Origin of the sequence: Undibacterium sp. YM2, from assembly GCF_009937975.1 — a bacterium.
GTDB lineage: Bacteria > Pseudomonadota > Gammaproteobacteria > Burkholderiales > Burkholderiaceae_D > Undibacterium.
The window spans coordinates 4458943-4483265 of sequence record NZ_AP018441.1 but is presented as its reverse complement, the minus strand read 5'-3'; the positions used below and the strand labels follow the sequence as shown (position 1 = coordinate 4483265).

General features: G+C 52.2%; 21 protein-coding genes. 8 read left to right on the top strand and 13 right to left on the bottom strand.

The window, feature by feature from the left end:
* Positions 1-464 precede the first annotated feature (464 nt).
* Complete coding sequence (locus tag UNDYM_RS20310; protein WP_162042680.1) at positions 465-2132, top strand: PAS domain-containing methyl-accepting chemotaxis protein; 1668 nt, start codon at positions 465-467, stop codon at positions 2130-2132.
* A gap of 490 nt (positions 2133-2622) precedes the next feature.
* Here UNDYM_RS20310 and UNDYM_RS20305 read toward each other — a convergent pair whose 3' ends face one another.
* Both UNDYM_RS20305 and UNDYM_RS20300 read right to left on the bottom strand, forming a co-directional pair.
* The gene (locus UNDYM_RS20305) at positions 2623-3729 is read right to left on the bottom strand and encodes a S41 family peptidase (RefSeq protein ID WP_162042679.1); all 1107 of its coding nucleotides are present in this window, start codon (positions 3727-3729) and stop codon (positions 2623-2625) included.
* Positions 3636-3968 carry a hypothetical protein gene (locus UNDYM_RS20300; protein WP_162042678.1) on the bottom strand — a complete coding sequence of 111 codons (333 nt, stop codon included), beginning with the start codon at positions 3966-3968 and terminating at the stop codon, positions 3636-3638. The genes UNDYM_RS20305 and UNDYM_RS20300 overlap by 94 nt, the downstream gene beginning before the upstream one ends.
* A gap of 335 nt (positions 3969-4303) precedes the next feature.
* Between UNDYM_RS20300 and UNDYM_RS20295 the strand changes: the two genes are divergently transcribed.
* The 3 genes from UNDYM_RS20295 (at position 4304) to UNDYM_RS20285 (ending at position 8779) form a co-directional block, all read left to right on the top strand.
* Positions 4304-6634 carry a bifunctional diguanylate cyclase/phosphodiesterase gene (locus UNDYM_RS20295; RefSeq protein WP_162042677.1) on the top strand — a complete coding sequence of 777 codons (2331 nt, stop codon included), beginning with the start codon at positions 4304-4306 and terminating at the stop codon, positions 6632-6634.
* Positions 6635-7400: 766 nt separating this feature from the next.
* Positions 7401-8255 carry a S9 family peptidase gene (locus UNDYM_RS20290; protein ID WP_162042676.1) on the top strand — a complete coding sequence of 285 codons (855 nt, stop codon included), beginning with the start codon at positions 7401-7403 and terminating at the stop codon, positions 8253-8255.
* Between the two features lie 77 nt (positions 8256-8332).
* Positions 8333-8779, top strand: a complete 447-nt coding sequence (locus UNDYM_RS20285) for a hypothetical protein (RefSeq protein WP_162042675.1) — start codon at positions 8333-8335, stop codon at positions 8777-8779.
* A 247-nt stretch (positions 8780-9026) separates the two neighbouring features.
* On the opposite strand, the gene UNDYM_RS20280 is transcribed toward UNDYM_RS20285, so the two are convergent.
* The 4 genes from UNDYM_RS20280 to UNDYM_RS20265 form a co-directional block, all read right to left on the bottom strand.
* On the bottom strand, positions 9027-10805 hold the full coding sequence (locus UNDYM_RS20280; protein ID WP_162042674.1) for a HEAT repeat domain-containing protein: 1779 nt from the start codon (positions 10803-10805) through the stop codon (positions 9027-9029).
* A 153-nt stretch (positions 10806-10958) separates the two neighbouring features.
* Positions 10959-11480, bottom strand: coding sequence for a hypothetical protein (locus tag UNDYM_RS20275; RefSeq protein ID WP_162042673.1), 522 nt, complete (start codon positions 11478-11480; stop codon positions 10959-10961).
* Positions 11473-12174 carry an alpha/beta hydrolase gene (locus UNDYM_RS20270; protein WP_162042672.1) on the bottom strand — a complete coding sequence of 234 codons (702 nt, stop codon included), beginning with the start codon at positions 12172-12174 and terminating at the stop codon, positions 11473-11475. The genes UNDYM_RS20275 and UNDYM_RS20270 overlap by 8 nt, the downstream gene beginning before the upstream one ends.
* A 59-nt stretch (positions 12175-12233) precedes the next feature.
* A complete protein-coding gene (locus UNDYM_RS20265) occupies positions 12234-12866 on the bottom strand; it encodes a hypothetical protein (protein ID WP_162042671.1) in 633 nt (210 codons plus the stop codon).
* Positions 12867-13141: 275 nt separating this feature from the next.
* On the opposite strand from UNDYM_RS20265, the gene UNDYM_RS20260 reads away from it, so the two are divergent.
* Complete coding sequence (locus UNDYM_RS20260) at positions 13142-14758, top strand: M64 family metallopeptidase (protein WP_162042670.1); 1617 nt, start codon at positions 13142-13144, stop codon at positions 14756-14758.
* 940 nt (positions 14759-15698) lie between these two features.
* On the opposite strand, the gene UNDYM_RS20255 is transcribed toward UNDYM_RS20260, so the two are convergent.
* The 7 genes from UNDYM_RS20255 to UNDYM_RS20225 all read right to left on the bottom strand — a co-directional run bounded on the left by UNDYM_RS20255 (position 15699) and on the right by UNDYM_RS20225 (position 22989).
* On the bottom strand, positions 15699-17171 hold the full coding sequence (locus tag UNDYM_RS20255; protein WP_162042669.1) for a PAS domain S-box protein: 1473 nt from the start codon (positions 17169-17171) through the stop codon (positions 15699-15701).
* A 4-nt stretch (positions 17172-17175) separates the two neighbouring features.
* Positions 17176-19176 carry a PAS domain S-box protein gene (locus tag UNDYM_RS20250; protein WP_197740932.1) on the bottom strand — a complete coding sequence of 667 codons (2001 nt, stop codon included), beginning with the start codon at positions 19174-19176 and terminating at the stop codon, positions 17176-17178.
* The gene (locus UNDYM_RS20245; protein ID WP_162042668.1) at positions 19115-19423 is read right to left on the bottom strand and encodes a PAS domain S-box protein; all 309 of its coding nucleotides are present in this window, start codon (positions 19421-19423) and stop codon (positions 19115-19117) included. The genes UNDYM_RS20250 and UNDYM_RS20245 overlap by 62 nt, the downstream gene beginning before the upstream one ends.
* Entirely contained in the window at positions 19392-21176 is a 1785-nt protein-coding gene (locus tag UNDYM_RS20240; protein ID WP_197740931.1) for a GGDEF domain-containing response regulator, read from the bottom strand. Before UNDYM_RS20240 ends, UNDYM_RS20245 begins: the two co-directional genes overlap by 32 nt.
* Positions 21177-21185: 9 nt before the next feature.
* Entirely contained in the window at positions 21186-21623 is a 438-nt protein-coding gene (locus UNDYM_RS20235) for a response regulator (protein ID WP_162042667.1), read from the bottom strand.
* 404 nt (positions 21624-22027) lie between these two features.
* Complete coding sequence (locus tag UNDYM_RS20230) at positions 22028-22549, bottom strand: hypothetical protein (protein WP_162042666.1); 522 nt, start codon at positions 22547-22549, stop codon at positions 22028-22030.
* A 23-nt stretch (positions 22550-22572) separates the two neighbouring features.
* Complete coding sequence (locus UNDYM_RS20225) at positions 22573-22989, bottom strand: M24 family metallopeptidase (RefSeq protein ID WP_162042665.1); 417 nt, start codon at positions 22987-22989, stop codon at positions 22573-22575.
* Between the two features lie 48 nt (positions 22990-23037).
* Here UNDYM_RS20225 and UNDYM_RS20220 point away from each other — a divergent pair, with 48 nt between their 5' ends.
* From UNDYM_RS20220 to UNDYM_RS20210, 3 genes are all read left to right on the top strand, one after another.
* Positions 23038-23286, top strand: coding sequence for a hypothetical protein (locus UNDYM_RS20220; RefSeq protein ID WP_162042664.1), 249 nt, complete (start codon positions 23038-23040; stop codon positions 23284-23286).
* Positions 23287-23429: 143 nt separating this feature from the next.
* On the top strand, positions 23430-23966 hold the full coding sequence (locus UNDYM_RS20215) for a hypothetical protein (protein WP_162042663.1): 537 nt from the start codon (positions 23430-23432) through the stop codon (positions 23964-23966).
* A 33-nt stretch (positions 23967-23999) separates the two neighbouring features.
* Entirely contained in the window at positions 24000-24245 is a 246-nt protein-coding gene (locus UNDYM_RS20210; protein ID WP_162042662.1) for a hypothetical protein, read from the top strand.
* Positions 24246-24323: the final 78 nt, after the last annotated feature.

Sequence of the window (24323 nt, the reverse complement as noted above, 5' to 3'; positions counted from 1 at the left end):
GATATTTTCATAAAATTAAAAGAATATCCATGGAGTTAATGCTTTTTTGTAGCGAAAATATTGCCGTACATCAATATGCCCGTTTTGTAATCTGCCATGATAGTGATAAGAAATATTGATTGATGTTTGTTTGCTGATATTCATGCGTGCTGCATGTCGCCGTCTCTTATTGTCACTTTTAGCATCACCAAACTGGCCTTGTGAGGACAGCTTGTGGGCTTTCTTGATTTCTGGTTACCTGCATCAAGGGTGCAAAAATCTAGCTGGATGATCTCAAGGCGCGTGGCAATTGATGTTCCTCAAGCTGGCTTTGTTCCTGGCTGGAAAAACAGCGGGCCAGGATATAAACAGTTACTTAGCCGAATACAGAGTTGAGAGTTGCGATTTTTGATTTGACTTAAATTTCTGGAGGATTTTTTTCCTCTGCATATCCCTAGCTTGAAATTTTTTGAAAAGGACCAGCCATGCGTCTCAATCAGCCAGTCAGCGGGAAAGAAGTTGAAGTCAAGGACGGACACTCCATCGTTTCCAAAACTGATCTCCACGGCAATATCCTGTATTGCAATCCCACCTTCATAGAAATCAGCGGTTTTGAAGAACATGAGCTTCTGGGCTCGCCGCACAACCTGGTGCGCCATCCTGATATGCCGGTGCAGGCCTTTGCAGATTTGTGGGGTACCATCAAAGAGGGGCGCCAATGGGATGGCATGGTCAAGAATCGTTGCAAGAATGGTGACCATTACTGGGTGAGGGCGAATGTCACTCCTGTCATGGAGAAAGGCCAGGTGGTAGGGTATATGTCCGTGCGCACCAAGCCCAGCCGTGCCGAGATTGCCGATGCGGAAAAACTCTACCAGCGCATGCGTGAAGACCAGAGCGGCAGCATGAAGCTGCATCATGGTCAATTGGTAAAAACAGGGCTGTCCGCGCGCCTGCAGCGGGCACTGGACATGTCAGGCACGAGCAGGCTGGTGCTGGGCATGCTGGCTATTTTCGCCGCCGTTGCTGCTCTGGGTGTGGCGCAATTCATGCGTTCTGATGTGCGCACTGCTGATCTCGCATTCTTGCTTCTCGCCAGCATATTGATTGCCTGGAATACTTATGCCATACACCGCGCGTATCTCCGGCCTTTGCAGCAGGCCATCATGGCTGCCCGCGCCATGGCCGGTGGTGATTTGACGACTGAAGTCCCCAAGGGGGATGGCAGTGAGATGGGGCAATTAATGCAGGCCATGCGGCAGATGAATATCAACCTGGTTGCCATCATCAGCGATGTGCGCAGCAACGTCAATTCCATCACGCGAGGCAGCCGTGAGATCGCCGATGGCAATCTTGACCTGTCAAACCGCACAGAAGCCCAGGCTTCGAATCTCGAAGAAACCGCCGCCAGCATGGAAGAATTTGCTTCCACCATCAAGCAAAATTCCGATAGTGCCGCCCAGGCCAGCCAGCAGGCAGAAGCTGCGTCGGGCATCGCCAGGCAGAGCGGCGACATGGTCAACAAGGTGGGCAATACCATGCAAGACATCAGCGAGTCGGCAAGGAGTATAGAAAACATCATCAGTCTCATTGATGGCATTGCCTTTCAGACCAATATACTCGCCCTGAATGCGGCAGTCGAAGCGGCGCGTGCAGGCGAGCAGGGACGTGGGTTTGCCGTAGTGGCCACTGAAGTACGCAACCTGGCCCAGCGTTCTGCCAGTGCTGCCAAAGAGATCAAGCAACTCATCACAGCTTCGATGAGCAAGGTTGATACAGGCAACAAACTCGTGGCCGACACCACCAGGACGATGTCACAACTGGTCAGCGCTGTGCAAAACGTGGCCAGTATCATTCATGAAATCAGCAATGCCAGCCACGAGCAAAGCGATGGTGTTGAACAGATGAACCAGGCCATTACCCAGATGGATGAGCTGACCCAGCAAAATGCCGCCATGGTAGAAGAAGCCGCCGCTTCTTCTGGCAGCCTGGCAGAAGAGAGCAAACATCTGCAACATGCGATCAGCGTATTCAAGCTCCGTGATGCAGGCCAGGCTACTGCCAGGCCCAGGCCCGCCCCTGTGTTGCGTCAGTACGAAACCAAGGCTGCTCAAAAAGCCGGTGTCAGGCACTTGCGGATCGGTGCTGCGTGAGAGCCAGTTTCAAACACCATATCTGGTAAACAGCGCCTTCGCTTGCGCAATCTTGCCCCTTCCCTCGCTCATGACGTACAGGGTGAATTTAGATGTGAATTGACGCACGGCACGTTTGCACACGCATGCAGGATTAAACGCATTGGGTTTGAGGCAAGGTCTATGCTCGCCTATGCGCGGTCTGGCGCGCCAACAGAAAAATTATCAGGCACATCTGATCCGCGCTGATCAGGCACGCCAGGGTGACCTGGATGGCTGAGGAAACTTGACAGAAAAAGAGCTGGTCGCATTTATTGAGTTTCTCTTCAAGGCCTGTCTGGATCAGATTTCCTTCATGAATAACTTGCTTGATTGACTGGCTGCATCTTTGTATTTGTTCCGCTATCTTTCTCCACGACTTTGGCCCGAGGCGGAAGCAAATACACAGGCGTAAATATGCAGCTGCAAGTTTAATGCGGACGCTCATTGAGAATCCATATACCGAAAATACTCAATCCAGTTTTTGTTTAACTTGATCTTTACGATTCTCTTGGATGGATAATAATGCCGCCTGCAAAACAGGATCGTTCATTGAATTACCATAATCAGCTTTTGAAAGGCTGGGAGAAGCTACCATCCTATCAGGAACAATTCCATCTTCTGGCAGGCTTACTTCGTTCGGTGCATACAGCGTCGCTGTTGCCATCTTGATGGCGCTGCCATTACCGATCTCGACAATTTCTGTAACTTTGTTTGATCCAGACGTTTTTTCACCCATGAGTGTCACTGGTCTGTATTCGCGCAGGGCAGCTATCAAGGACTCGCTGCCGCCACCTGAGAGCTTGTCTGTCAAGATGATCAAGTGAATTTGCTTGAGCTCACTTTTTATTTCAGGAGCAAGCCTGGACACGGATTCTGTGCTCGATTCTTCGGCAGTTGTGCGATATTCGTGCTTTTCACCGTGCTTGTCTTTGGTGATCAACACTAATTTACTCGCTGGAATAAAAGGCTCAGCCATGCCGACGATAGCAGGAAGTGCGCCGCCGGGATTACCACGCAAGTCCAGGATCAGATTGCGCAATGGACCTTGATTTTCTTTCTCCATTCTTCTGATCACCATCAATGCCTGGGAACGCGTTTCATCAATGAACTGACTTGCTCTAAGGTAGCCAGTGTCTGCAGCTAACAAGCGCCCCCGACAACTTGTGATTTTAACTTCTTCGCGAGGAATATCAAAGTTGAGTGCTTGATCTACACCTCGTCGGGCAATCTTTAAATTGGTGTATGAAGCCGATGTGTTTCGCATGCGACTGACCAGGCTGTCCAGAGATTGTGACTTTGTCGATACTCCATCAAGAGTTAGTATCACATCTCCTGCCATGACACCTCCACGGTGTGCAGCACCAGATTCAATCGTGGAGACGACTTTTAAATACTCATCTTGAATTCCCAGTTCCAGCCCTATACCAAAAAAAACGGGCTTTTTCTTGAGGGTGGCAAGTTTTTCCGACGGGATAAATTCTGCTAATGGCAGTAGATAGCTGATTGCTGTCTTGTAGCATGAATCGCTTGCTTCTTTATCCGTGCGGGGGCAGCAGATTCTAGTGCCAGTCTGCAAAATGTTGAAAGTGCTGTTTCGTCTACTGCCCCAAGATATTTCTTGTCGAGGACTTCAAGTAATTTGAGCCAAGCTGTTGATTTTATAATGCGCTCATGAAGCTCCTGATTTGAATCTGAAGGGCGTTTCGTCGTTGCAGTTTCAATCTGCGTCAGTTGTGTCTGACTTTGTGCCTGAACATTGCCGGAGAAGGAGAGCAACAGGGAAAGAAATAGACTGAATGGCAGGGTTTTGGTCATAAAATTGATTCGCGAAAACGGCACTGCCAAAATGCAGACATGGTGCCTGTATCGGCATACTGGCATATGAGATTTTAAAATGATAACAGATAGGTAGCACGCATTTCAGGATTCCTTTGATACTGTTATGTTTTTACTATATCTGCCAGTTGGCACATCATGGTGCATATTCTCCTGCATGCACTTTATTAAGCGTGATCTCACCATAGTCTTACTTTTCATCGTCAATTGATCAAACTTGCCTGCACCAAAAACCCGCATTCTTGCTGAATCTACTGGTATAAAAATTGCTGGTTATAAATAATCACTTTGCATATCCGGAAGTATTTCACGCCATGCATGAATCCATTTCCCTGACCCATACTTCATTCTTGCCAGAATATGTGGAACACTGCACCACGCCGGGACTGCGGGCCCTGCTTGCACAAACAGCAAGCATAGATCCGGTTGAGCAGACGGCAGCTTTTGGACGCTGGTGGTATCAGGCTGACAGTGATGGGATAGTGTTTTCCGTCGTTGCGGCGAACATGCTGGGTGTGGCCTCAGGCTGGCATGCCTCGCTGGGTGGCGGCTTTACAAAAGTGCTGATGGATGACTTGTTACAACTGCACGCCGTATTGCACAATGCGGCCGCCGGACGGGTGCAGGCGGAGTATGAATTCCGTATTTTCAATGAAGGCAGCGGACTGCGATGGTTACGTTTGCAATCCCTGCCGCAAGCAACTGCATCTGGCATTTGCGAAGGTATCCTGACTGATATCACGACGGCCAAACATGCAGCCATGCGTGAACGTCTGAGTTTTGAAACGACCAGGTTGTTTGTGGGGGCGGATTCTATAGGTGCTGCCGTCACCAAGGTTATACAACTGGTGTGTGAAAACCTGGGCTGGGATTGGGGCGCCTATTGGACAGTTGAAACAGATACGCTGGGCGAGCGCCAGTTGAAGCTACAAAATTATTGGCACGGTCAGCAAGAGACGCTAAGTTTGTTCACACAAGAAAGCCTGGCCATGCAAGTGCGCCCCGGCACTGGCCTGGTAGGCCAGGTGTGGCAACAGGGCGAGCCGCGCTGGGTAGAGAACATGAACAGCGACGAAGCTTTCTTGCGCAATAAAAGCGCGGCGCAATGCCAGCTACGCTCTGGCTATATCTTCCCGGTGGCGTACATCACCGATGAAGGCGAGCGCCACTGCCCCGGCGTGCTGGAATTCTATAGCCGCCTGACACGCCAGAGTGAAGCGCAACTGCCGAGCTTGTCCGCCACCATAGGCGCACTAATTGCGCAAACCGCCCAAAGGCTGGAACAGCAAGAAACCATACGCCTGCTGGCGCAAATCGATGGCCTGACCGAGCTCGCCAACCGCAGCCATTTTTACCAGATACTCGACAGCGCCTGCAAAAAAAGCGCCGCCAGTGGCACTGAGTTTGGCCTGATCTTTATCGACCTTGACCGCTTCAAACCTGTCAATGATGCCTTTGGCCACGAGGCTGGCAATGTCGTCCTGCGTGGTTTTTCGCAACGAGTGCAGGCCCTGCCCATACCCGGCAAGCTGGTGGGGCGGCTAGGCGGTGATGAATTTGCCATACTCTATCAGCCTGATGGCTCTGCCACGCCTTTCAATGAACAGCTTGATAGTCTGGTCAGGCAGGTGCTGCACGCAGCGCAATTACCCTTCATCTTCAATGGTCATGAGATGACGGTGTCGGCCAGCATAGGCATCAGCATCTACCCTGACAATGGCTTGAATGGCCCCGAGCTCTTGCGTGCGGCTGACACTGCCATGTACCGTATCAAGAAAAATGGCCGCAATGACGTGAGCTATTTTTCCAGCAGCACCTCCTACAGCCTGGCAGTGCAACAGTCAGACCTGGCGCAGCGCCTGACCATGCAAACCGAGTTGCACCAGGCCATTGCCGAGCAGGCCCTGTTCCTTGAATACCAGCCCATCTTTGCTGCTAACGGCCAGATCCATGCCCTGGAAGCCCTGATACGCTGGCGCCGTGCCAATGGCGACATCGTGCGGCCCGACATCTTCATCCCCATTGCAGAAGAAAGCCGCCTCATCATCCAGCTAGGCAACTGGGTCGTGCACCGCGCCTGCCACGACCTGGCGCGCCTGCATCGCTGCGGTTTTGAGAATGTGAAGGTGCATGTCAACATGGCCGCCTCAGAATTCACCTCCAGCACGCTGCCAGACGAATTGCGCGCCGTCGTCGAGAGATCAGGCATCAAACCACACCACCTCTGCCTGGAGCTGACCGAGAGCATGCTCATGCATCAGCCCGAACATGTCATCCCCATCATGAGCACGCTGCGGCGGCTGGGCTTTGGCATCAGCCTCGACGATTTTGGCATGGGTTATTCCTCACTCGCCCATCTGAAGAACCTGCCCATTTCTTCGATGAAGATAGACCGCTCCTTCATCAAAGGCCTGCCCCAACAAAGCGAAGACCGCGCCATCGTCCGCACCATCATAGAACTGGGGCGCAACCTGCGTTTGAATGTGATTGCAGAAGGCGTAGAAACCGACACCCAGCTCGCCTTCTTGCGGCAGTTTGGCGATACGCTGATACAGGGTTTTGTGCTGTCCAGACCGCAGCCTGTCGAGGAGTTGATACGGGTGTATGGGAAGGGGCTGGAATTGCCGTTGGTGGGTGATGTTTAGCGGGGGTTGTTAAGTCACTGCTGACAGACAGCCATATGGTCTTGCTTGGCCTTGTGCGTGGGCCTCGGCAAACCGTGTCATCCATTTGTTTGAATACCCTCTTTCTTGTCATTCCTGCGCAGGCACACTGCTGTCCGGAATAATTATCTTGACTCATTTGGAGAGTCAAGTACGAACAGCGTCGCGGCGATTCTTCTACGTCGAAGACTTAATTCTGCAATTGAATAATTTTTGCCAGCGATCATGCTTGAAGCTCCTTCCCTTTCAAGGGGAGATTTGTGGGAATTCGCAAAGCGCAGCTTTGTGCCACAAATATCTAAGCCGCTTGCAAGCGGCGCGGTGGAATGGTTGGGATGGGGATGGGTTTCTGTAGCAAAATCATGTACAGCCAATCGACCGAAACCCATCCCCACCCTAAGCCGTCCACTGCGCCGCTTGCAAGCGGCTTAGATTCTGTCGGCACAAAGCATGCTTTGTGAAATCCCGACGACATCCCCTTGAAAGGGAGGGAATTTACTCGTTATTGTTTGTCAAGGACATTATTCCAGACAGCAGCGTGCGCAGGCAGGAATCCATCGTATTCAAAACCATGCGTTTGAACCTTGTGAGCATGGCGTAAACAGAATTTGCACCAGATAAAACTCACAGGTCGTGATTATCTTCCGTGCGGTCACAATGGCGCTAACCGCATTACGCGAGCCGCCTGTATTCATAATTGCCTGAATGCTTTACTATCCTGATTTCTTCCCACCTGTGCTGGTATAAAATGAAAATCAAGACACTAGGTTTGTTTAAACCCCTGTTGTTATTATCCCTGACTGCTGGTTACTTTAGCGTGCACGCGCAAGACTTGCAGACAGCAAGAGCTGCCTATGCCAGTCAAATCACAAAGAAAGTCAAGTCGCCACAAGATTTTGTGCCAGAAAAATTGCCGGCTGGTGTCAAAGAAATTGACTACGTCTCTGGAAAATTGCATTTGAAAGCCTGGATTTCGGCCACGACTGACAACTCGAAGAAAATGCCTGCGGTCGTGTTTTTGCATGGCGGTTTTTCATTTTCAGCCGACGACTGGGTCTCAGCCCAGGGTTTTGTCAACGCGGGTTACCTACTTTTGATGCCACGCCTGCGTGGTGAGAATGGTGGCGAAGGTTATTTTGAAATGTTTGGCGGCGAAGTCGATGATGCCATCGCTGCGGGCAAATATCTGGCGACTTTGCAGCAAGTTGATGCGCAAAGAATTTATCTGGCAGGCCACAGTGTAGGTGGTAGCCTGGCCATGCTGACTGCACAAATGCCATCGCCGTACAAGGCGGTTGCTGCTTATAGTGGTTTTGCCCGTTTGCCTTTGTGGCTGGCGCATTACAAGAATATTGCGCCCTTCAATGTCGATCTGCCCGATGAACAAAAAATTCGTGACCCTCTTCGTTATGTGACATCGGTCAAAGTACCCTTGTTTGTGTTTACCGAATCTGCAGCCTCACCATCAATTCCAGTGAATACAGAATTTTGTAATATGGTCGCCAAATATTCAGTCTGCAAACATGAAGTAATCACAGGCAGCCATGAATCCATGATTGCACCATCGGTTGCGCGGACTATCGCTTTGTTCAATAAATCCTGATGATCAAGTTGCTGCTATTTGGCTTAGTCGGTGGAATTAAACGATGAGTCAATCAAAAATATAGACCGGTTTGAAAAATGAAGCAAATCCTGCAAATCCCGACTGAAGAAGACTGGGATGATTACAAGAGTGATCTTGACCAAAAATATGCGTATAAAATGTTTTTTGGGAAAAACTTGACAGAGGCAAGACTTCTTTTTGAAGGGGCGGTCATAGAACGAACAGAAGAACTCAGGTTCATGCCGGTAATTCCGTTTCGCTATTATATTTTCGCTTACTGCCAGTATCTGACATCAACTGAAGTGTTGGGTAGATGGGATGCCTCAGATGCTGCCAGTTGTTTTTTGCGACTGGTCGAGAGCAAATTGAGTGATGAATCTGATGCGATTTCTCCAATAATGAATGAACTCATGCCTACAATCGAGTACGTCGCAAAAAATCAAGTATTGTTTGATGCTGATGTTGATATCTATGGCGACTTCAATGAGATTTTTTCAGAGATAAGGCGGCTGGTACAGATGTAGCCACCAGCTGGCAAGGCAGGGGGCATTGCAATTCCTTCTACGACCTGAATAAGTAGCATATGGCTAGTAAAGTAGGGCGCATTGCAATGCGCCGAATGAGCATGCTGCATGCCGTGGCAAGATATCTTTGCCGTGTGCGTCGCTCACATACGGTGCATTATAATGCGCCCTACGACCGGGGCTTTGCTAACATCAGGAGCGGCTTCAGTTGCACATCTTGCTATCATCATGCCTATGCACGACGGTTTTACTTTTTAGTTTCCCCGCTCAAATACTGATGCGCCACCTCAGCCACATCCGCATGCACAGACTTTGCCAAATGCCTGATGCAGTTGTTGACATCAACATTGTCCGCACCATTGATGGCGATGCAGGCATCGATGACGGCGCGGGCTTTTTCTCCATCGTCGACATGATAGTCTTCGCTGAAAATAAACGCCTTGATTGCATCCATGGCAGGTTGGGCTGCTTTGCCTAGTTTGCCCAGGGCGATGACGGCTGGCCCGGCGCTGATAAAACCTTGTCTGGCGACTGTCTTGCGCAGGGCCTCAATAACGGCGGCGGAGTCGTCACCTATGGCAGCAAAACAATCTGCCAGCAATTGATTGGGGCAAGGATAACCACTGAAATCTTCATCCTCTTCATCGTCACGTGCCAGTCTCAGCAATTTACTGATCTGACTGCTGGCCTTGTCACCAAGTTCTGTCAAAGCCCCCAGCGTGGCTGACTGCACGTTCCAGTCGTTGCCTTCGGTATCAAAGATCATGTCACCGAGGCGATTGATCAATGCCTGATCTTCTATGCCGAGCAAACCCAGTGACATGGCTGCATTACCACGGATGAACCAGGCTTCACTATCAAGACAGGGGGCCAGTATCGCTACTGCTTCTGCTGGCCGGTCTTTGCATAGTGCCAGTGCAATGATGGTAGTACTGTATGCCTCGTCATCTCGATTGTCACCATACGATAGTGCCCGGCGCACAATCATGTCTTGTGCTTGCAAAGGCAATGCCATCTCCAGGGATTCAAAACTTCTGAGTATGCCGGATTGCAGATTGTCGTTGCCATGCTCAAACCTGCTCATCACTGTGTCAAAACCTTTGGGGTTTTTTGTCAATGCGGCAGCCAGTGCAATGCCGGGCTGGTAGGGCCATTCATGTACGCCGTATTCTTCCATAGTATCGAGTAACTGTGCTATGTGCCGGTCGTCTAGCGTGGGGAACGCATCCATCATGGTTCCGGCAAAGGAGGTCAAAAAGCTGTCGCCAGTATCGAGCAGGGCCAGTACTTCTTCCTGCGCCAGATGGCCATAGCCTGGCAGGGCATACATGAGGCTGCCCAGGTCTGTAACCACCTGTGTGTATTCTTCTTGTGCTTTCTTTCTGGAAGCGCCCTTAAACAGGCCGAGGAAAGTTTCATCGCCCGACGCAGTTTTGAAAGCCGCCAGGCTGCGCGTGTAATTCAAGCGATAACCAGTCAGCATGCGGGCGACGCAATTTGCAGTGTCAAAGCCTGGCATATTCATGACGGTCTTGAATAGTGTGGCATCCATGCGCAGGACCAGGGGAGATGCATGCAGTGCGTGCAGGCCTTGCAAGGCTTGTTGATTGATCTGGTAATCGTCACCCTGGAAGAGATTAAGCAAGCAGGCACCAATTTCTGTGAGGCGCGGGGCCTGCCACCTGATCAGGTATTCGCCAGGGCTAGTGCGCAGAGTAGCATTGAATATGCTGGTGACCCTGAGTGTGCCTACCTGTTTTTTACCTTCAAGAATATTGAGTTCACGGCCATCCCAAAGACAGGCCGGGTACATGTCGGGCGTGGATAAACACACAGCCACCCGGCCACTTTCACCCGGCTGCACCTGGTCACTATCCAGATATTCATGGATGCCGGTGCTGCAGTGATTGTCATGCAACTGGTGGATAGCTTTGTACCCGGTTAGCACAGCAGACTGCCTGCCGTCGTTGTCGGTACGGGAGAGGCTGAGTATGCCTTCAAAATCGGCGGGGCGGGGTAGTGTCATGCTTCGTTTTTAATCTGGTTTTTGGTTGGCAGCTTGATGCAGGCGCACTGATTATCACTCTGAATAAGTAGCTTATGCGGGGTGCTACAAAGGCATAAGTACTGAAGAAAAATCCCTGCACGGGTGAAACATGGAAATGAAGTGGCGATGAAGTCACAATATCTCATCCCATATTCTGTCTATAGCCGCAGGTTTATTCGATCTGTCCCAACGCCGGAACTCCACCCCTGCTTTTTTCGCTTCTTCCAGCAGATACTGGATTTTTACATAGGAGTTAAAGCTAAATACGCTACCGTCAATCAAGTTAAATTCATATGCGTCGCCATTGGGTATATGGTTCGTCCATTTTATGGACACAATTTCTGACCAGGTAATTTCCCTCGATGCAAACCACTTGCGATAAGTAAATCCGTTTTCCCCGACCTGCGGGCGTTTGCGTATCAGGTGAAAAAGACTAGTGTTCCCCAAATATCCAATAACAAAAAATGGCCAGCCTATCAAGATCATCACATTCGAGAGTAAGAAAGCAATACTTACTGGCAAGTTTAATCCAATCAGATAAAAGGAAACGACGCTGAATACCCACACTATCAACATGCAACTGAGCCATATGGGGCAGGTCAGCAGCAAGACCACAAAAAGTATGACGTCCGAAAACCTGATGCGGTCATTCATGGCGATAGCTATTTTGCTGAATGCTGGTGGTGCCTGTCTCTGACGAATGGCAATGCTCAAGTGCTTTGATAATGAACTGATTGACCTCTTCGCTGTGCGTACGCGTCATCACATGTCCGGCACCGGCGATAATGCTGTTGGCCTTGCTGCGCCTGGCGGCAAAGACATTGTCTCTGCTGCCGTGCAGTTGCATGATAGTGCAGGCTGCGGGAGCAGGCTTCCAGTCCAGCAAGGCAGACAGGGCCCAGTCACGAAAATGCTGCTGCGCCAGTGACAGGCGTTGGCGTTTGTTTCTGGCCGATGGCAGGCTGGCAATGCTGGCATCTTGCCACCGCATTGTCCATTTCCAGATAGTGTCAGCGCTGATCAGTTTGCCCAACTGCCTCGCCATGCGCAAACTGGTCGGCAGGCCATGGGCATCGCGGCTGGACGCAAATAGCAGGCAGGCTTGCGCTTGCAGGTGATGCGCCGCTTCAAGTGCGATGATGCCGCCAAAAGAGGTACCACCGATCAGGCAGGGGCCACCTGGATCAGTTGCTCTTGCCATACGCTTTGCATACGCCGCCATGCTCTCTGAGCGTGTTGGCGGCAGCCACTGCGCGACCTTTAAGGTGGGGAAGGCGTTTAGCTGTTCTGCAAATATGCGTGCATCGCCGTTGATACCAGGGAAGAAGATAATCGGGAGTTGATCCATGCTATCGCGGTATTGGTTTTCGCAAAAAGATGAGTTTGTCACATTATGGCGGACGAGGCTTAGTCCACGTCTGCTTCGTCTGAGGCGTGTTTATCTGCCGTGCGCCTGTCATCACGGAAAGCTTGACAGAACTTGTCCAGTTCAAATGGTATACCCAGCTTATTCGTCTCTTCGATGACTGGCTGACTGTCTTCAGTTCTGGATATTTGCAGATGCTGCCCATCTTGGAAGTGGAATTGAAATGCCGATCCCCCAGGCGGCGTCCAGACCTCGCGGATGAACTTGATGCTAGTCCACAAGACCGTCACTTTTTTAAAGCGGCGGTGGAACGTGAAGCCGGTATCGCTGATGTGCGGACGTTCACGCAGCAGGTGATACAGTGCGCCAGTACTTAGCTGCAATACCATAATAAATGGATACCCTATGACCAGGAACAAGATCAATAATAAACCGTTTATCATTTCTATCTTGAGCAGGCTCAGCAGCGAGAACAGGCCGTAAAGTACGAGACAGATCAGTGCACATGGCACAGTGACAGGGCTGGTCAACAGCAGCATCAGAAACAAATAGAGATCAGAGCGTGTGATGCGGTTCATGCAGGTCATAGACTGGGATAGACCAGCTATTGTGACATAAGAGAAGCAAGGCAGGCCGCCAGTATCCATATCGACCCCGGCGACCTTCATTTGCATGCCGCGATCTCATTCACATTTGCTTACATTAATATTTGTTTAATATATTTATTTTACTATACTGATCTTCAGCTGCCAGCATCAAGCGCAGCGACTGCCCCGATAGCATCTTCCATCAACGGTTCTCTCACATCGGGGAAGGTTCCTCCTTAGTCATCAGCTTTAATAGCGTCAATATCAGCATCAACATCAGCATCAATATCAGCCTAAACACCGGCATTAGCACCATCAGCATCGGTAGTTCACACATTCACCTTATTTTATTCGGAGACAGTATGAATTCACTCAAACTTATTTTGATGTCCGTTGCAATTTCAGCCTTACAACTCAGTGCGGCCCAGGCAGCGAATATTTCGCTGCGCGTTGCCTACACCGATGGCAGGCAGGGTACCAGCTTTACGCCTGTGCGTGCCGAGCTTGGCGAGTTTGCGCTGACGCCCAGCATGCCTGACAGCGGTCAGGGCGAGCCCTGGCGTGTCATCGCCAGAAATGCCCAGGGTACTATCATCCATGAAGTGTTGGTGCGCAATGCCCAACAGCGCCATGTTGAGGCATTTGATCCCAAAACCGGTGCCATTGATGTATCGCAGCAAGTCAGGCAGGCTGATGGCGTGTTTGAGGTGTCCCTGCCTTTTGATGACAAGGTCGCCAGCATAGAAATCCAGCCGCAAGCCACGGGCGATGCACGCATGGCGCCGCCGCCGCCACAGCCAGCGGTATTCAAGCGCGCCGCCCTCGGCAAGATAGTGCGCAGCGGCCAGGCCGCACGCATGCAGCCGCCACCATCTGCCGCCCCGGCAGCAACCGTCACGACCATCATCAATAATGGTCCGTCCAATGCACGCATGGACCTGGTCTTTGTTGGCGATGGTTATACCGCTGCCGAGATGAGCAAATGGCGTACAGACGCACAAAAAGTCATCGATGGCTTCATGGCCGACCCCCTGTTTGCCGCGAATCGTGCCAGCATCAATGTGCACCGCGTTGATGTCGCCAGCAATCAGTCCGGCGCAGATGAGCCAGACAAGGGCGTCTATCGCGATACTGCCATGGATGGCAGCTTCTACTGCTATAACATCGACCGCCTGCTCTGTGTGAACTCAACCAAGGTGTATGACATCGTCGGTTCGGTACTTGCGCCTGATCAGCGCGACGTCATTGTCGTGGTGTCCAACTCCACCCGCTATGGTGGTTCTGGCGGTGAGATAGCGACGCTGTCCATGCATGCCCAGTCCGTGGAAATTGCCCTGCATGAGATAGGCCACACCGCCTTTGCCCTGGCTGATGAATATGATTACGGTACCTGCAGCCTGAGTGCCGAGCCCAGCTCAGGTGATGTGTCATTGAATGGCACACGCAATGTCAAATGGGGCGGCCTGATCTCATCATCCACTGCCGTTCCAACCGGCCTGGGGCAATATCCGAACGGCACGGTCGGTACCTTCCAGGGCGCGCAGTATTGCAAGACCGGGAAATACAGGCCAACAGAAAACTCCCGCATGCGCACGCTGGGCTATCCATGGCATGCTGTCAATGAAGGTTTGGCCAGGACGGTGTTTGCCTCATACACGCCAACACCTGGTGGCGCTGTCACCCAGACCGGCAGCCTCTCCAGCGGCGCAACGGCCAATGCACCCAGCGCATCACCCGGCTATGTACAGGCTGGTAATGGTACCTATAACATACAGTTGAGCGGGCCAGCGGGTACAGACTTTGACCTCTACCTGTACAAATACTCAGGCAGCGCGTGGACCAAGGTTGCCAGCAGCGAGGGCAGCACATCGACAGAATCCATCAGCTATGCAGGCACGGCGGGTTACTACTATGTGCAGGTCAAATCGTATGCGGGGAGCGGGAATTACACGGTGACTTATAACTTCCCACCGAAGTAAGGTTTGCATGGGCGTTTTGGAGTAGTTGCGGGACAAAACGCCCATTCTGGATTTTCTATGCAGGGCCATACAAACCGTGTGGCCTTTTTATCTGGATATCTTTCAATCTTCATTCCTGCGCAGGCAGGAATCCATCATAATCGTGCCGTGTGCTTTGATGTGCCATATTGGGTTTGCGACGTCCATCCAGATTCAAGAAATTCCTTCGTCAACCAATGAACGCCGCTGGGCTCCAGCCTGCGCTCATTGCTGTCCGGAATAATTATCTTGACTTGTTCTGAAATCAATATATAGCCGACGTCCTAGCATTTTTTTCTGTGTCGGAGACTTGATTTTGCATTTGAATATCTTCTGCCAGCGGTCATGCTCAAAGCTCCTTCCCCTTCAAGGGGAAGGCTGGGATGGGGATGGGTTTCTGACGCAAATTCATTTACCGTTATTCGACCGAAACCCATCCCCACCCTATCCCTCCCCTTGAAAGGGAGGGGATCTGCGCGTCAGTTTTTGTCAAGCACATTATTCCGGACAGCAGTGAGCCTGCGCTGGAGCGACGGCAAATGAGTTTGGAGGCGGATGAATGGAAGTAGCTTCGATGTCGTCCTGATCGTTTTCGCCACGTCATTTTGGACTATGTAAATCGTGCTGCCCGTTTATTTGGACAACCTCTGAGTCGTCATTCCTGAGCAGGCAGGAATTCATCGTATTTGTGCTGCACGCATTTGAAATGTGATAAAAATTTCAGACAGGCATCGTGGCTCAGCCTTCTTGCAGTCTGCTATTCACGGCCAAAGCCGCTCCTGCGAGGGTGTTGCTTGCCAATACTGTTATCACTCTCTTGCATTTCTCTGTGACTCTGTGTCTCTGTGGTGAGTTTTTGGGTCTTGAATTTTCAATTCCGTTTGCTATTTGCGGCAAAAGCCGCTCCTACATGAGACACCAACTACCCCGCCACCCGCGGCCAGCTAAACCTGAACACCGCCCCGCGCGGCTCATTGGCAGCGAGGCTGATGCTGCCGCCCAGTGACTCTATGGTTTTCTTGATGACGGCCAGGCCCATGCCGCTGCCTTCTACCTCATCGCGGGGGCGCAGGGTCTGGAACATGGCGAAGACGCCGCGGTGTTCGGGGGCGATGCCGGGGCCGTCGTCGGCGACTTCGAAGAGGTAGTGTTGTTCATCAGGTGCAGGCAGGGCGCGTACGATGATATGGCCGCTGGCTTTGTCGTGGTGCTTGATGGCATTGTTGATGAGGTTACGCAAGACCAGTTCGAGAGCCACCTTGTGGGTACGGTCTTTGGGGAAGGTGCCCTGCAACTCCAGTGAAAACGAGGGGTTGTTGCAGCATAGTTCAAAGACATCGCGCGCCATCTCTGCAAAGTCTATGCATTCCGTGCTGCCGCCAAGGTTGTCGGCGCGGAAGTAGAGCAGCAGGTCGTCGAGCAGTTTTTCCATGCGGGTGATGCGCACGCGCATGAGGTGCAGGTGTTCCTGGGTTTCTTCATTGATCTGGCCTGCCAGGTCTTCGGTGATCCAGGTGGCGAGCTGGTTAACGCCGCGCAGCGGGGCTTTCAGGTCATGTGAGGCGACGTAGGCAAAGTCCTTGAGTTCCTGGTTACGGCGCGAGAGTTCGTCGGTAAAGCGCTGGCGTTCTGACATATCGACAATGGCTGACAGTACCTTCATGCCATCTGCTGTCTCTATGGGGCTGAGGCTGACTTCTACCGGGAACTCGGTACCATCCCTGTGCAAGGCATATAGTTCGCGGCCCTTGCCCATGACCGGTTCGTCCGGATGGGCAAAATAAGCTGCACGCCGTTCGGGATGTTGCCCGCGAAAGCGTTCAGGTACCAGCATGTCGAGGGTATTGCCTATGAGTTCTGCGCGTGTGTAGCCAAACATTTGTTCACAACGCTCATTGATCAGCTCTATCTGGCCCTGGCTGTTGACGAGTATCATGGCATTTGGCGCAGCCTGTACTACCTGGCGGAAATGCCTTTCACTCTGTGTCAGCCTGGCGGCCAATTTGTAGCCGCTGCTGAAGTCGCGTGCGCTCAGCGAGAGGCCAAACATATTGCCGCTGGCATCGCGTATGGCCGAGATGGTCAAGGACACTGGTATCTCGCTGCCATCGGCACGCCTGCCCATGGTTTCAAATTGACCTATGGCGTTATTTTTCTGCAGCAGTTGGCCCAGAGTTTGATGGTCGGGTAATTGCCCGTCTGGGAACAGGACGGCAAAGGGGCGGCCCAGGATTGCCTCATGCGCATGCCCAAACAGCAGACTGGCGGCATGGTTCCAACTGATGATGTGACCGTTCAGGTCGCTGCCTATGATGGCATCGTCCGATGAATTGACGATGGCGGCCAGCAAGGCCACCGGATCAGTGTCTGCTGCTGTTTTGCGGGATTGCGACATCATCTTATAAAGCCTCCGCCATGTTGCGCGGCCAGGTGAAGTTGAACACGGCGCCACGTGGCTGGTTGGTGCTGAGTTTGATATGGCCGCCCAGAGACTCTATGGTTTTCTTGACGATGGCCAGACCCATGCCGCTGCCTTCAACTTCATCACGCGGGCGCAGGGTCTGGAACATGGCGAATACGCGTTCACTGTGTTCTGCGGCGATACCGGGGCCGTCATCGCTGACTGAAAATTCCAGCCATTGTTCATTGGGCATGGACCGTACGACGATGCAGCCTTTTTTGGTATCGTGATGTTTGATGGCATTGCTCATGAGATTGCGGAACACCAGTTCCAGCGGCACCTTGTGGGTATGACAGCGCGGGAATTCGCCCTGCAGCTCCAGCCTGAACGACTGGTCAGGGCAGCACAGTTCAAATACATCGCGCACCAGGTCTGCAAAGTCTATGTGTTCTACTGCGCCGCCGAGCTGCCCGGCGCGGAAGTAGAGCAGCAAATCGTCCAGCAATCTCTCCATGCGCTTGATGCGCATGCGCATGAGGCGCAGGTGTTCATTGGTTTCATCATCGATCTTGCCGGCCAGGTCTTCGGTCAGCCAGGTGGCGAGTTGATCGACACCTCGCAGGGGAGACTTCAGGTCATGCGAGGCGACATAGGCAAAATTATTCAACTCCTGGTTGCGCCGCGACAGTTCATCAGTAAAGCGCTTGCGCTCGGAGATATCGACAATCGCTGACAAGACCTTGAGACCATCGGCTGTTTGTATGGGGTTCAGGCCTATCTCTATCTGGAATTCGCTACCGTCCTTGCGCAGGCCAAACAGGTCGCGCCCACTACCCATGGCGCGGGTGCTGGGGCTGGTGAAATACTGGGCGCGCAAATCCGGGTGCTGGCTGCGGAAGCGGGCCGGTATCAGCATTTCCATGGGCTGGCCCAGCAATTCTGCGCGCGGGTAACCAAACAGGTGCTCGGTCTGGGCATTCACCATTTCTATCATGCCGCGGCTGTCTATCATGACCATGGCGTTTGGCGCGGCTTCGACGACGAGACGGAAGCGTTCTTCCAGGCGCTTGCGCTCACTGATATCGACGATGGCAGACAAGACCTTGAGACCATCTGCTGTTTCTATCGGGTTCAGGCCTATCTCTACCGGAAACTCTGTGCCATCCTTGCGCAAACCAAACAGGTCGCGACCCGTGCCCATGCTGCGGCTGCTGGGTTGAGAAAAAAAGTGCGAGCGCAAGCCGGGGTGGTGATGGCGAAAGCGTTCAGGTATCAGCACTTCCATGGGTTGGCCCAGCAATTCTTCACGCTCATAGCCAAAGATGGTTTCGGTCTGGGCATTCACCATTTCTATCTTGCCCTGGCTGTCTATCATGACCATGGCATTCGGTGCAGCCTCCACGACAAGGCGGAAGCGTTCTTCCTGGCGCTTGCGCTCAGTGATATCGACGATGGCTGACAAGACTTTGATGCCATCGGCAGTTTCTATCGGGTTCAGGCCTATCTCTACCGGGAACTCGGTTCCGTCCTTGCGCAGGCCATACAGCTCGCGCCCCTGGCCCATGACGCGGCTGATGGGGTTGGCAAAGTAACCGGTACGCAGGCTGGGGTGGTGGCGCTGGAAGCGCGAGGGGATCAAAATTTCCAGGGGTTTGCCCAGCAGCTCGGTGCGGGTATAGCCAAAGATGGATTCGGTCTGTGAATTGACCATTTCTATGAGGCCGCGACGGTCTATCATGACCATGGCGTTTGGCGCAGCATCCACCACCTGGCGAAAATGGCGCTCGCTTTGCGTCAGGCGGGCAGCAATGCGGTAGCCCACGCTAAAGTCACGTGCGATCAGCGACAGGCCTATGATATTGTCGCCCTCGTCACGCATGGCAGAGATGGTCAGCGCCACTGGCAACTCTGTACCATCCTGGCAGCGCCGCATGGTTTCAAAATGGCCTATCGAAGCGCCTTGCTGCATGAGCTTGATCAGTGAGAGGTGATCGGGCAATTGCCCGGCCGGGAAAAGGCTGGCAAAAGGGCGCTGGTATTGCCGTGGCGGTATAACCAAACAGGATTTCTGCTGCGTGGTTCCAGCTCAGTATATTGCCGCTGAGGTCGCTGCTGATGATGGCGTCGTCCGATGAATTGACGATCGCGGCCAGCAAGGCGTGCTGGTCATTGAGACACTCTGTCTGCTTCCCTGGCTGATGATTGCTGGCTTGCTCATTGTTCTGACTGTGGTCCAATTGGCTCATGGCGGAAACTTCCGGTCAGGTAGCGATCTTCAAATTCACTCGATGGGATAGGGCGTGAATACATATAGCCCTGCAAAAGTTCACAACCTCGTTCTGCGCAGAACGTGGCCTGTTGCTCGGTTTCTATACCCTCTGCCACCAGGGACAGCTCCATGGTCTGGGCAAAGGCGATCATCGCTGCCAGCAGGCGTTCTTGCGATTCGCCCTTGCCAACTCCGGCGACAAAGCTCTGGTCTATCTTCAGCACATGGATGGGGAAGAGTTTCAAATGCCCGAAGGATGAATAACCGGTACCAAAATCATCCAGCGAGAGTTTGACGCCACGCCCGACGAGTTTGTGCAAAATCGCCGCAACATGCACCGGGTCACGGATCAGGGCATTCTCGGTGATTTCCAGCTCCAGACAGCAAGGGTCCAGGCCACTGCTCAGCAAGGCTTCATCGACGGTATAGATGAGGTTATCGCCCTGCAATTGTATGGCCGAGACATTCACCGCCATCGTCAGGTCCTGGGCATGCAGGAAAGGTAGCGAGCGCCACTCCTGCAACTGGGCGCAGGCAGTGCGCATGACCCACTGGTCAATATCGAACATCAGGCCCAGTTCTTCTGCCATCGGCAAGAACACACCCGGTGTCAGCACACCCTCTACCGGATGGTGCCAGCGCAGCAGTGCTTCCATGCCGCCTATACTGCCATCAAAGGGATTGATCTTGGCCTGGTAATACACCTGCAACTGCTCATTGCGCAAGGCATGGCGCAGGTCGCGCTCAAGGTACATGCGGTGGCGCACGGCCTGGTGCAACTGGTCAGAATAAAAATGGCTCTGGTTGCGGCCTTCCTGCTTGGCGCGGTACATCGCAATGTCGGCGCATTTCATGAGTTCAGTCGCATCATTGGCGCAGGAGCCAAACACGGCGATGCCTATGCTCATCGTCACATGCCATTCCATGCCATCAAGGACGATGGGTTTCTTGAACGCTTCAACAATCCGGGTCGCCAGCAGGATGGCCTGATCGACCCTGTCCATGTCCTGCACCAGCACGACGAACTCATCGCCACCGAGGCGGGCCAGCAAATCACTGCCGCGCGTGGTGGTGCCCAGGCGGCGCGCCACCTTGATGAGCAACTGGTCACCTATTGCGTGACCATAGGTGTCATTCACATTCTTGAAACGGTCCAGGTCCAGCAGCAGCACCGCCATCTTGCCATGCAGGTTCTCGCGCTTGGCGCGGCTGACGGCAAAGGACAGGGCCCGCTCAAAATCATAGCGGTTGGCCAGACCAGTCAGGGCATCATGCTCGGCCAGCTCACGCAACTGGTTATAGCTGCGGCTGAGCTCGGATTCCAGCTTGTGGCGGTGGCGGGCCTGGTGCACGGCGCGCATCAGGCGGCGTGCATTGACTTCTTCTTTCAGTAAAAAGTCTTGTGCACCAGCCTCTATGGCCTGCTCTGCCAGACTCACATCTTCCTGGTGCGTCAGCATGATGATGGCGGTATGGTGGGTCTTGTCGAGACGCAGGCTCTTTAATACCTCGATGCCGTCACGGTCGGGCAGGCGATAATCAAGCAGGATGACATCGAACAGGGTTTCCTTGGCTTTCAGCAGGCCATCCAGGGCATTATTGGCTTCAACGATCTTGACGCTGACCGACACCTGCTTCAGCGCACGGATGACATTGCGCCTGTCGATTTCATCATCATCGATGATGAGGATATCGAGAGTAGAGGTTTGTGGTGGCGCGGTCAGCATCATGATTACACCTCAGGCAACGGGTAGTTCAACTACCCGCCAGTAATGGTCCAGCATTTCAGTCACACGCATGAAACCATCACCCACATGCTGTTTGACGATATAACCTGCCACATGTTTGGAATAAGCCATGACCTTGTCCTGGTCATCCTGTGAAGTGGTCAGTACGAATACAACGGCAGATGACAGGTTTTTATCCTGCCGTAATACCGCCAGGAATTCTTGCCCGTTCATGCGGGGCATATTGATGTCCAGCAAGATCAGGTAGGGACGTGGCAAGCCCTCAGACGAGCGCAGGATTTCCAGCGCTTCAACACCGTCATGCGCCCGCACGATGGGATTGGCGATCTTGAGTTTTTTCAGTGCGCGCTCTATACCCAGCACATCGACATCGTCATCATCAACGACAAGGATAGTGACCGGTCTGGTTTGCGGAATGCTGTCATTCATTTGACACCTTTCGCCTGCGCACAATGATTAATAATACTCCGGAGCAACTTTGCTGCAACGCGAAATTTGTAACAAGCCTTTTACAAGCCATGCTTGCTCACAAACTCGCCCCGCACTTATTGCCACAGTACGGCCCCGCTTGCGTATTCCTTCGACATACATGCATGCCAGTGCAAATATATCATGCTTACCAAATTTACATTCATATTATGCAATTGTCTATATCGCTGCAATATTGATATGATTAATTTGCATTTTTTTACGCTTTTGTGGCTTGGCTTGTGTTTTCCGTGAGGCAATATTGCGCCTCAAGATTTCATTTGTCTGTAGGAGAATGCCGCGTCTTGCTGCATGGCTGGCATGGTCAAATTGAGGGACTTTGTGATCACCTCTGCTGTGCGGGTTTAGCAGTTCGGCAGCAAAGGATAAGACGCTGTCAGTATCTGCGGCACATCTTCGGTGATCAACAGCATATGGCTGTAGCAGGCTGAGGGATAGTAGTTGCGCTCAGTCACCGGCCAGTGATCCTTGAGCTGCCTGGCATTAGGCTTGGCAGGGTGGGCCAGCACTACCAGATGCAGCATGCAGCCCGCACTCAGGACATGCTCAGACTCGAACATGCCACGGCGCGGCAAGACCTGCGGCAGCATATGCGCCTGTTCACCCATGATATGACCAGCAAACAGCTCTGAGATAAACAAGCCAGTCTTGCTGCACGCCTGCTGCAAATGGCTGCCAATTGCCGAGACCAGCGCGCCTGGCCGGCACAGCGATATACTCTCCTGCAAAATTGCATGACTAGTGGACTGTAACAGTGAAATCGAGAGTGAAGGACATGTGCCCGGCGCATCAGGGCAAGATGCAAAACACAGCGATAGCGGGCCTATCGCGAGTATTTGCAACGCAGCCATGATCGTCGCGCACATGGCAGGCACTCCGATTTTCACTGTTACAGTTCACTAGGCCCCAGCAAGTCGCCAGCAATGGCCGTACCCGCGCCGATCTGCACAGTCCAGTTCTGCATGCTGAACGCCCGCTGCTGATGGTGCAGACCGAACGCCAGCTTCACCACATCGCCGTCCTTGAGCAACTTGTCGCTACGCGGCACACCATTCATGATTTCTTGGTTCACACTAATGCTGATACCAGCCGGAAAACCATTCATCAATGGCAGCGAGCTATGCACACCATGCTCCCGCGCCAGCTCATCCGCCAGCATCGCCACGTCTGCCGTACTGACACCCGCCTGCAAGCTATCAATCAGCCTCGGAAAAATCCGGTTTTGCACAGACACCAGCGCAGCAATCTGCTGATTGGTTTCAACAGTATTTGCGGGGACAGGCTTGGGTTTTCTAAACATAGACATGGCATGCAGGACAAATCGTGGGGGGACGGCTTACCTTAGCAGAAATGGATGTTTCTGAAAACCATGCAGGGCTGCAACCGCTCAGATAAATTGATGCAGAGGCCGTCAATTGTTACAGCCGGGAGTATTTCTACTGCCAGTAATCTCGATGAAGGTGTTGTCCGGATTGGTAACCTGTGTGAAGATGACGTGGATGATGTGCAGATAGATGAAGAAACTATTTCTGAGATTACCGCAGCTTTAATTTTAAAACTACGTCAAAATGGCATGCCATTTCTGGATCGCCTTCAGATATAGCTTGAGGGTACGTTTTTTACACTTGTCCTACTTGCGCAGCCTGATTTGACGCAACTGTCAGTAATCATATCCACTGAAAACTAGGGTTTGTAATAATGAGAGTCTGCTACAAGAAATTCTGGAAACCAATCCTGGTCGAAAAAATGCATGGCACCTTCCCGGAGTTTACTTTGAAAGAGACGCCATCAAGGAAAGCGGCAGACGAAGCGAAACCATCTGGAAAGCCAGTTGTATTTATTTGGAACCCTATTGATAAATTGACTTTCACCATGGAGTTCTCCACGCATTCTCGTCTAGATTATTTTGAAGGATATTGCAAATGGTCAGAGGCAGGGAAGCTAAAAGCAGGTGTTCCCTGGACAATGGAACCTTTTTCAGATGCAGTTATTTCTGCACCGAGCGCGACGGTTTTCTTTCAATTACTGTCTGGCCCGATGGCTGGTTTCAAACCTGAGGAAATAGCATTAAACTGGCCATTCTGGAAACCCAATTCGACGATAGATGATATAGCTGCCTTTCAGGCAGAATTCATGGCTGATGAAATGCGCGAGATTGGCGACGATGAAGCGAAAATGAGGGTTCAACTGGCCGTTGATAAGGCTGTGGCCGACGTTAAACGTTGCGCGTTACCCTGGTTTGAGAAAAAACTTGGGTGGTATCTGCAGCGAGAGCAGGTCTGACATTTCTATGCTTAATATCCTTGCGGGTGTTTGATGCCACTGAATATAAAATTCTTTTTTACCCTGGCCATTACTGTCATTGCCGTGCTGATTTACTTTTCAGGTTCGGGGAAAGGCAGCGCCGGGCCGGATTGGTGGTGGACGCTGGGACGACATGACCGGGTTCGTCAAATGCTCTTTCGACCCGATGGTTCAGCAAGACGGTATATGAAGATAAGTGCGTTGAGTTTATTTGCTATTGTGTTGTTAATTCTTTGGGTATTTGTTCCAACAATTTAGATTGTGTTCGTGCTCAGTCCGTAGCTGAGAGTAGTCCCGCATCATCGCAAATATGCCCGACCAGATGCCTGTCTATCC